Annotated in this window: 7 protein-coding genes; 5 read left to right on the top strand and 2 right to left on the bottom strand. The window is 39.7% G+C overall.

Translation table 11 applies throughout. From position 1 onward, the window contains the following. Positions 1–155: 155 nt before the first annotated feature. Together ACTF6W_RS10940 and serB are read right to left on the bottom strand one after the other, a co-directional pair. On the bottom strand, positions 156–1271 hold the full coding sequence (locus ACTF6W_RS10940) for a PQQ-dependent sugar dehydrogenase (protein WP_438994581.1): 1116 nt from the start codon (positions 1269–1271) through the stop codon (positions 156–158). A gap of 38 nt (positions 1272–1309) precedes the next feature. Further along, positions 1310–2185, bottom strand: a complete 876-nt coding sequence (serB, locus tag ACTF6W_RS10945) for a phosphoserine phosphatase SerB (RefSeq protein ID WP_438994582.1) — start codon at positions 2183–2185, stop codon at positions 1310–1312. A 78-nt stretch (positions 2186–2263) separates the two neighbouring features. Here serB and miaA point away from each other — a divergent pair, with 78 nt between their 5' ends. From miaA to ACTF6W_RS10970, 5 genes are all read left to right on the top strand, one after another. Next, entirely contained in the window at positions 2264–3145 is an 882-nt protein-coding gene (miaA, locus tag ACTF6W_RS10950) for a tRNA (adenosine(37)-N6)-dimethylallyltransferase MiaA (RefSeq protein ID WP_438994583.1), read from the top strand. Positions 3146–3360: 215 nt separating this feature from the next. Next, complete coding sequence (locus ACTF6W_RS10955; RefSeq protein WP_438994584.1) at positions 3361–5115, top strand: acetolactate synthase 3 large subunit; 1755 nt, start codon at positions 3361–3363, stop codon at positions 5113–5115. 21 nt (positions 5116–5136) lie between these two features. Further along, positions 5137–5652, top strand: a complete 516-nt coding sequence (gene ilvN / locus ACTF6W_RS10960) for an acetolactate synthase small subunit (RefSeq protein WP_438994585.1) — start codon at positions 5137–5139, stop codon at positions 5650–5652. A 43-nt stretch (positions 5653–5695) separates the two neighbouring features. Further along, positions 5696–6715 (top strand): ketol-acid reductoisomerase, encoded by a 1020-nt coding sequence (ilvC, locus tag ACTF6W_RS10965; RefSeq protein WP_438994586.1) that lies wholly within the window; start codon positions 5696–5698, stop codon positions 6713–6715. A 134-nt stretch (positions 6716–6849) separates the two neighbouring features. After that, on the top strand, positions 6850–7629 hold the full coding sequence (locus ACTF6W_RS10970; protein WP_438994587.1) for a GDSL-type esterase/lipase family protein: 780 nt from the start codon (positions 6850–6852) through the stop codon (positions 7627–7629). Positions 7630–7743 lie beyond the last annotated feature (114 nt).

Raw genomic sequence — 7743 nt, forward strand, 5'->3', positions numbered from 1 at the left:
CTTGTTTGTGCATTGGCTGAATAGGTACCAATTGAAATGGTTGCCAAAAGACCGCCAATCATAATTTTCATATTCATTTTATTTCCTTTAAGTTCTTAATTTATAAAAGACCTTAAAGGATGAAGTTTAAAATTTGTTTAATTGAGTAAATAAATTTATTTCATGTATGTCATTCGATAAACGGCGCCCGCTTCATCGTCAGCAATAAGCAAACTTCCGTCTTTTAATTCAAGGACATCCGTAGGGCGTCCCCAGGCTTTGTTGTTTTGTAAAAAGCCTGTGATAAACGGTTCATATTTAATGGCTTTTCCATTTTCAACAGTAACGAGCGTTAGCATATGGCCGGTATGACCCGCTTCATCAGTACGGTTCCAGGAACCATGTTCAGCAATAATGATATTATTTTTGAATTTTTCAGGAAGCATGTTTCCCTTATAAAACGCCATTCCAGTAGCCCCAGCATGTGGTGCGAGCTTTTGTGCAGGTGGCGTATAATCTGAAGCTTTTTTTCCTGACCCAAATTGTGGGTCTTGAAAGTCGCCTTGATGAATATAAGGATAGCCAAAATGTTCGCCGGGGATTGATATTTTATTTAATTCATCCGCTGGCATGTCATCACCAAGGTTATCGCCGCCATTATCTGTAAACCATAGCTCATTTGTTTTTGGATCCCAATCAAAGCCAACTGTGTTTCTAACACCGCTTGCAACCTTGGTTAAACTATCATCGGGATTATTCACATCCATTGTATGAATAGCAGCGAAAATTTCCTCAGGTTCGCATATATTACAAGGCGCACCAATTGGAACATAAAGAAGACCGTCTGGGCCAAATTCGATAAATTTCCATCCATGATGAGTTTTATCAGGTAGATTATCCGTAATGATTTCAGCTTTAGGACTATCATTCATCGTCGATGTAATATCGTTAAAACGGTAAAGAGTATCAATGTCAGCAACATATAAGTCGCCGTCTTTATAAGTTAATCCAGAAGGTTGTTTTAAACCTCGCGTAATAACGGTGACATCATCAGCTTTATAATCACCATTATTATCAGTGATGGCAAAAACGCGTCCACGTGCATCACCGCGTGTCCCTACATAAACTGTACCATCATCACCAAGTGACATTTGTCTGGCTTTGGGAATTCGTGCGTAAACTTCAATGGAAAACCCATCAGGTAAAACCAGTTTCTCAAGCTCGATATCGGCTTTAGCAGGTAATATGGCCAGAAAAGATAGAATAAGTGACTTAAAAATTGTTTTTTTCATTATAAACTCCCTGAATTCTGATGAACTTTAACATAGGATTATTCAATAATGAAATCACTTATTGAATATCCTTGAATGTATAAGAGTGCGGTTAAGTCACTATGCTGTATTTTTACATCTGCTGCTTCTGCGGCTGTTGGGAAAGCATGATAGCCAACACCAGTACCTGCGCCAACCAGCATCGGTATATCATTGGCTCCATCACCAACAGCAATAATTTCATGTTCTTCTAATTTTAAATTTTTCTGAAATTCTCGTAATGTATTGACTTTAGTATCTGAATCAACGATTGGCTCGCCTACTTTTCCCGTTAATTCACCATTTGCATGAAGTAAAATATTTGCTCGATTTACCTGAAAACCGGTTATCTCTGAAACGCGTCCAGTGAAGTAAGTAAATCCACCTGATACTAGAACTGTCATGGCTCCATTCGCATTCATGGTTTTTACGAGCGTGATTGCACCTGGTGTTAAATTAACGCGTTCATCAAACACTTTCCCTAAATCCGCAACTTTAAGCTCTTTAAGAAGCGCGACACGTTCCCGCAGTGCACCTTTAAAATCAATTTCACCACGCATGGCGGCTTCGGTGATATGTGATACTTTTTCTTTAATTCCTAAAAAATCGGCCAGTTCATCAATGCATTCACATTGAATGATGGTACTATCCATGTCAGCAAGGAGTAAATTTTTGCTTCTTGTTGCGATATCCTGAATGGCATAATCGAATGTTTCATTATTTAAACGATCTATGACTTCCACCCCAATATCACCATCAAAAAAGATATCCAGTGCGACATTTTCATTTAACCATCGGCTTTTTGACGCATTCAGAAATTCTGAATATTGGTTTTTAATATCATTATTAAGTGTCGGGTTTTCCGGATCGGAAATAAGGGTCAGAACCTTGGTCATTATTTAAACCTATAGAATTATTCTTATGGTTGTTATAATTACAATATCAATATGAATTAGTGAACCGGAAAGTGTTTAATGCGAAAAATAATCGTGCTCGGTGGACCAACAGCAAGCGGCAAGTCATCAATTGCCTTAAATTGGGCGGAAAAACAAGACGGGGAAATCGTTAATGCCGACAGTATGCAGATTTACCGCGAGCTTAATATTTTAACCGCGTGTCCGTCGGATGAAGATATAGGGAAAGTGCCCCATCACTTATATAGATATTTAAAAGGCGACGATGCTTGTTCGGCGGAACGCTGGAGGGAGCTTGCCCGAAACTTTATAGATGATATCTGGGCGCGAAATAAAACGCCGATTGTTGTTGGTGGTACGGGGCTTTATTTAAAAGCGCTCGTATATGGTTTATCCAACGTCCCAGAGATAGATGAAAATATTCGTGCAAATATCCGTAATGAAATAAATGAATATGGTTCACAAAATGCACATAAAAAATTATTGGAACTTGACCCCGTTATGGCCAAGCGTCTATCGGAAGGGGACAGTCAACGCATCGGTCGCGCGCTTGAGGTGATATTATCAACGGGTCAAAGTCTGGCTGAGTGGCAATTGGCGCCATCAACCGGCGGGTTAATTGATGAAGACGTTGAAATTCACCGTCATATTTTATCTCGGGACCGTGCAGAATTATATGAACGTTGTAATTTACGGTTTGAAAAAATGATCCATGATGAAGGTGCTTTGAATGAGGTTCGGGAATTAATGGCACTTAATTATCCAAAAAATATAGCCGTCATGAAGTCATTAGGTGTGCCCCAGATTATTGATTATCTTGAGGGAAATATCAGTCTAAAGGAAACAATAGTCCTTGCTCAAACAGCCACTAGACAATTTTCAAAGCGCCAAATGACATGGTTTAGAAATCAATTTTCCGATTGGGAAAATATTAAATTGTAATTTTATTAAATAAAAATTCATTATTTTGTAATTATATTTCAAAATAATAGTTGACTTGATAATTATATATCATTAAGTTGACTGAAATTTTGAATGGAAAATTATGCGTGTTTTCATTGTGTTTGGATTTGCTATATGGCGCAGAAGCCTTTATAAACCTAAACTTATTTATGCAATACATGCTTGATTAATTGAAATATGGAAAGGTGGACATTATGTCTTCGAAAGCACTAACAGGCGCACAGATCATCGTTAAATCCCTAGAGGATTTGGGTGTGGATGTCATTTTTGGCTATCCGGGCGGCGCTGTTCTGCCGATTTATGATGAACTTCATGAACATTCGAAGATTACCCATGTTCTTGTTCGCCATGAGCAAGCAGCCGTTCATGCAGCAGAAGGATATGCGCGTTCAACTGGGCGACCTGGTTGCGTACTTGTGACGTCAGGCCCGGGTGCAACAAATGCGATCACTGGTTTAGCGGATGCGATGCTTGATAGTATTCCGGTAGTTTGTTTGACGGGTCAGGTTCCTGTTCAATTAATTGGTACTGACGCGTTTCAGGAAGCAGACACGGTTGGTATTTCGCGACATTGCACAAAACATAATTATTTAATTAAAAAAACCGATGACGCATCACGTGTTGTTCATGAAGCATTTCATGTTGCGACAACGGGGCGTCCCGGGCCAGTTGTTGTTGATATTCCAAAAGATGTTCAAATTCATACGAGTGAAAATATTCATACGGGACCAATTGAACACCGCAGCTACCGTCCAGCCTTTAAAGGCGATGATGCTGCAATTAAAGCGGCCGTTGATTTATTAGCGACTGCGAAAAAGCCAATTTTTTATACGGGCGGTGGTGTTATCAATTCCGGACCTGCTGCGTCTGATCTACTTCGTAAATTTGCAAAAATGACGGGTGTGCCGGTAACAAGTACTTTAATGGGGCTTGGCGCCTATCCTGCGTCTGATGATCAGTTTCTTGGTATGCTTGGAATGCACGGAACATATGAAGCCAATCACGCAATGCATGATTGTGACGTCATGGTTTGTATTGGCGCACGATTTGATGATCGTGTGACGGGTCGCATTGATGCCTTCGCACCAAAATCAAAGAAAATACATATTGATATTGATCGTTCTTCGATTAATAAAATTATTCCGGTTGAAGTGCCAGTGGTTGGTGATGTGGCTGCCGTGTTTGAAGTGATAATCAAGTTATGGAAAAAAGGCAAACATAAACTAGACGCTGATGCACTTAAAGCATGGTGGGGTGAAATCGAAGAGAATAGAGCGCGTAATTGCCTTGGCTATGCGAAACGTAATGATGTCATTATGCCGCAATATGCACTTGAACGCCTTCAAGAGCTAACCAAAGATAAGGATGTTTATTACACAACCGAAGTGGGTCAACATCAAATGTGGGCAGCGCAATATCTTCATTTTGAAGAGCCAAACAGATGGATGACATCAGGTGGGCTTGGAACAATGGGATATGGTTTTCCGGCGGCGATGGGCGTTCAAATGGCACATCCAAATGCGCTTGTGATTGATGTTGCCGGTGAAGCATCCATTCAAATGAATATTCAGGAACTCTCAACGGTTATGCAATATGGCTTACCCGTTAAGATATTTATCCTGAATAATGAATATATGGGGATGGTGCGCCAGTGGCAGGATTTAAACCACGATGGTCGTTATTCAAATAGTTACACGGCATCACTACCGGATTTCGTTAAACTTGCGGAGAGTTATGGTGCAACTGGACTTATGTGCGATCGTCCGGATCAACTTGATGAAACGATTATTAAGATGATTGAAACGGATGGCCCGGTTATTGTGGATTGCCGTATTGAAAAACTTGCGAATTGTTTCCCAATGATACCTTCTGGGGCAGCGCATAATGAAATGCTTCTACCGGACGAATCTGAAATGCAAGAATTTGAAGGAGGGGCCGCATTGGTTTAATAAACCAAGTGAGAAATGATTATGATAGAATTAGCTCAACATCAAGAACGCCATACATTATCCATTATCGTTGATAACGAAGCAGGTGTATTGGCGCGTGTCATCGGATTATTTTCCGGTCGTGGTTATAATATTGAACATTTGACGGTTGCTCCTGTTGATCTTGAAGGTAACGAAAGCCGTATCACGGTTGTGACTATTGGAACACCGCATACTATTGATCAAATTCAAGCGCAACTTGACCGACTTGTGCCCATTCACCGTGTTGCGGACTTAACCGACGAAGGCCCACATGTGGAACGTGAACTCGCACTTGTAAAAGTAAGCGGCGACCGCGAACAACGTGTTGAAGCACTACGTGTAGCAGAAGCATTTCGGGCAAAACGCGTCGATAGTTCGGCAAAAAGTTTCGTTTTTGAGGTGACAGGCAAGACAGAAAAGATTAAAGCATTCATCGAACTAATGAGTGAACTAGGATTAGATGAAGTTGTCCGCACAGGTGTTGCGGCATTACATCGTGGCCAAAAAGTTTTATAAGATCAGAATAATTTAAAAGAATTTATTTATACGGAGAATTTAAATGAGAGTTTATTATGATAATGATGCGGATGTAAATCTGATCAAAACAAAGAAAGTATTGATCGTTGGTTACGGTAGCCAAGGACATGCCCATGCAGCAAACCTACGTGATAGCGGTGTTAATGATATCGCCGTTGCACTTCGCGAAGGATCAAGCACACGTGCAAAAGCCGAAGGCGCCGATTTCAAATGTATGACGGCAGCAGAAGGCGCGAAATGGGCCGACGTTGTTATGGTTCTTGTACCGGATGAGCTACAAGCGGATTTATACGCAAACGATCTTGCACCAAACATGAAAGAGGGCGCCTCTCTTATGTTTGCGCATGGTCTAAATGTTCATTTTAAACTGATTGAACCACGTGCTGATCTTGACGTATTCATGATAGCACCAAAAGGCCCGGGCCACACAGTGCGCTCAGAATATCTTAAAGGCGCAGGCGTACCAACATTGATCGCCGTTCATCAGGACGCAACAGGTAACGCAATGGATATCGGTCTTTCATATGGTTCTGCAAACGGCGGTGGCCGCGCAGGGATCATCGAAACAACATTTAAAGAAGAGTGCGAAACTGACCTATTCGGTGAGCAAGCCGTTCTTTGTGGTGGTGCATCTGCGCTTGTACAATGTGGTTTTGAAGTGTTGGTTGAAGCGGGTTATGCCCCTGAAATGGCATATTTCGAATGTCTTCATGAATTAAAACTTATTGTTGACCTTATGTATGAAGGCGGTATCGCCAACATGCGTTATTCAATTTCAAACACGGCTGAATATGGTGACTATATGTCCGGTCCACGTGTGATCAACGAAGATACGAAAGCAGAAATGAAACGTATTCTTGCTGACATTCAAGAAGGCCGCTTCGTGAATGACTTCATGCTTGATAACAAAGTTGGTCAGATTAAACTGAAAGCCTCCCGCGCCAAAGGCGCCGCGCATCAAATCGAAGAAGTAGGCGCAAACCTACGCGCGATGATGCCATGGCTTAAAGAAAACCAAAAAGTTGATAAGTCTAAGAACTAATTTAAAACGTCATTCGCCGACTTGATGGGCGAATCCAATAATACGTTTTTTATAGACTCGCCGATCAAGTCCGCGAGTGACAAATAGAAGAAAAAGCCTTCACAGGGAACTGTGGGGGCTTTTTAATTTAGATTATGAATTTTCGTTTTCGACGCAAAGCGGAAGTTCAGTTTATAATTAATAATTCGATTATAAATTTGATCAAAAAACTACTTTTGGGCGTGTCACTATTTACGACATTTGTCTATGGCATTGCTGTAGGAGCTTATGAAATATTCCCATTCAATGAAATCAAAGAGATAAAAGAACTAATTTTGGAAGGAAATACATTAAATGTTTTTGAAACACCCTATTACCTTGATAAAATTTCATTTTACAAATCAATTTCACAAAGTGATTATGACGTAGTTTTTGTTGGTGATAGTATAACTGATAGAAGTGATTGGCATGATATTTTTCCACATTTGACTGTTGCAAATAGGGTAATTAATAGTGACCCTACTGAAGGGGTTTTAAATCGTCTAGATACGATTTTAGATACAAAAGCAGAAAAAGCATTTTTGATGATTGGAATTAATGACATAGGGTATGGTATCGACATGGATACTATTTTTGTTAATTACGTAAAAATAATAAGAGCGTTAGAAAAGAATAATATTACACCATATGTTCAGTCTACACTATTTACTGATGGGCATAGTTCCATCCAGAAAAATGTTAAAGACTTGAATATGCGATTAAGGACATTTTGTAAAAAGAATAATATTGTATTTATAGATTTAAACTCTCAACTATCTAAAAAAGAAAAACTGAAGAATATTTATTCTTTTGATGGTGTTCATTTAAATGGAAAAGGCTATGAAATTTGGTCTAAAATTCTTTTGAAATATTTATCTAATGGTTATAGCCCATGATACCAATTAATGTCTTTGCATAACCTTCTTTCATAAGAATTGAAAAGTGAATGAAGTACGATTATACTAAATTAACTTTACGATATTATGTCCGCTTTGGGTCGAAAGCAGTCA

Source organism: Pseudemcibacter sp. (genome assembly GCF_965661635.1).
GTDB lineage: Bacteria > Pseudomonadota > Alphaproteobacteria > Sphingomonadales > Emcibacteraceae > Pseudemcibacter.